Here is a 1,752-nt window from a genome sequence, read left to right on the forward strand (position 1 = left end):
GGAAAGACCAGAGCAATTTTCTTGGGAGTACCTTGAGGAAGGTCCAGAAACTTGGAGAGTAGCTATTGCTAAAAAGTAATTCCATTTAAATTTAATTCAAATAATCTTGGTTTACTTAACCATCACTAAATTTTCCAATCTATTTACTTTTCAGGATTCATCCTCTTTTCCCTATATTTCTATTTTACAAAAGAATTTCTTTCTGTTGTTTTTTTATTCCAATGGAAACAGCCATTTACCTATTTTTCTGAATAATGTGCTAAAATTTATAGGGAATCTAAAGGGGGGAAATCGAATGAATAAGGTACTACTAGAAAAAGAGTTTTTGGAATATGTGAAAAAAATGTCAGCATATCATGAAGCATTAGGATTAATTTATTGGGATTTAAGGACAGGGGCTCCTAAACAAGGTGTGGAGCAACGGTCTGAAGTGATTGGAATGCTTTCCTCCGAAGTATTTAAAATGTCAACCTCTGAGGAAATGGCAGCATACATAGCAAATTTAGGAAAACTGCCATTGTCCGAAAGAACTAGAAAAATTCTCGACGAATGCAAAAAAGAATATGAACGAAATAAAAGAATCCCCGCTGAAGAGTATAAAGAGTTTGTCATTCTCCAATCTAAAGCTGAAAGCGTTTGGGAGGAAGCGAAAGAACATTCGGATTTTTCCATGTTTAGTCCTTACTTAGAAAAACTGGTTGCTATGACTAAGAAGTTCGTTAGCTACTGGGGACATGAAAAAAATAAATACGACGTATTATTAGATATGTATGAGCCAGGCATGACGATGAATGTATTAGATCAAGTGTTTGGTGAACTAAGAGAGAAAATTGTACCTTTAGTCAAACAAATTTCAGAGTCGTCACACAAACCTAAAACTGACTTTTTGTTTAAAAAATTTCCTAAGGAAAACCAACGTGAACTGAGTTTAAAAATTCTCGAAAAAATGGGTTATAATTTCAAAGCAGGCCGTCTGGATGAAACGGTTCATCCTTTTGCAACAGGATTAAACCCTGGTGATGTCCGTGTGACCACGAATTATAATGAAAACGACTTCCGTACCGCCGTTTTTGGTACGATTCATGAAGGCGGTCATGCTTTATATGAACAGAATATTTCCAAATATTTAATTGGTACACCGCTTTGCACGGGAACCTCTATGGGAATTCATGAGTCGCAGTCCCTTTTTTATGAGAATATTCTGGGAAGAAGCTTTTCATTTTGGAAAAATAATTACCAGCTGCTGCAGGACTATGCATCTGGACAATTTGACCAAGTGGAAATTGAAGATTTTTATCGTGCTATTAATGAATCTAAACCATCATTCATAAGAATTGAAGCGGACGAACTAACATATCCGCTCCATGTGATAATCCGTTATGAAATTGAAAAAGGGTTATTTAATGATGAAATTGATGTGAAGGACTTACCAAAGATATGGAATGATAAATACGAAGAATATTTAGGCATTCGTCCTGAAAATGATGCATTGGGTGTATTGCAGGATGTCCACTGGGCGGGAGGCAGCTTTGGGTACTTCCCTTCCTATGCCTTAGGGTATATGTATGCAGCCCAATTTAAGCAGAAAATGGTCGAAGATCTTCCGAACTTTAATCAATTAATAGAAGAAGGGAACCTTATTCCTATTAAAGAATGGCTAACTGCTAATATTCATCGATACGGTAAAATGAAGAAACCACTTGAAATCCTACAGGATGTTACCGGAGAGGGGCTTAATCCCAAATCTTTAAT

1 protein-coding gene and 1 pseudogene are annotated in these 1,752 nt (G+C 36.1%); both read left to right on the plus strand.

Features of this window, described 5'->3' with window-relative positions; all coding sequences use genetic code 11:
* Positions 1–79, plus strand: a pseudogene (locus V7659_RS32290) (DUF2249 domain-containing protein); the annotation flags it as partial.
* A gap of 216 nt (positions 80–295) precedes the next feature.
* On the plus strand, positions 296–1,752 hold a 1,457-nt coding region (locus V7659_RS23465), incomplete at its 3' end, for a carboxypeptidase M32 (protein WP_335542576.1).

The sequence above is a fragment of the Neobacillus drentensis genome, from assembly GCF_036966985.1.
Lineage (GTDB): Bacteria > Bacillota > Bacilli > Bacillales > Cytobacillaceae > Neobacillus > Neobacillus drentensis_E.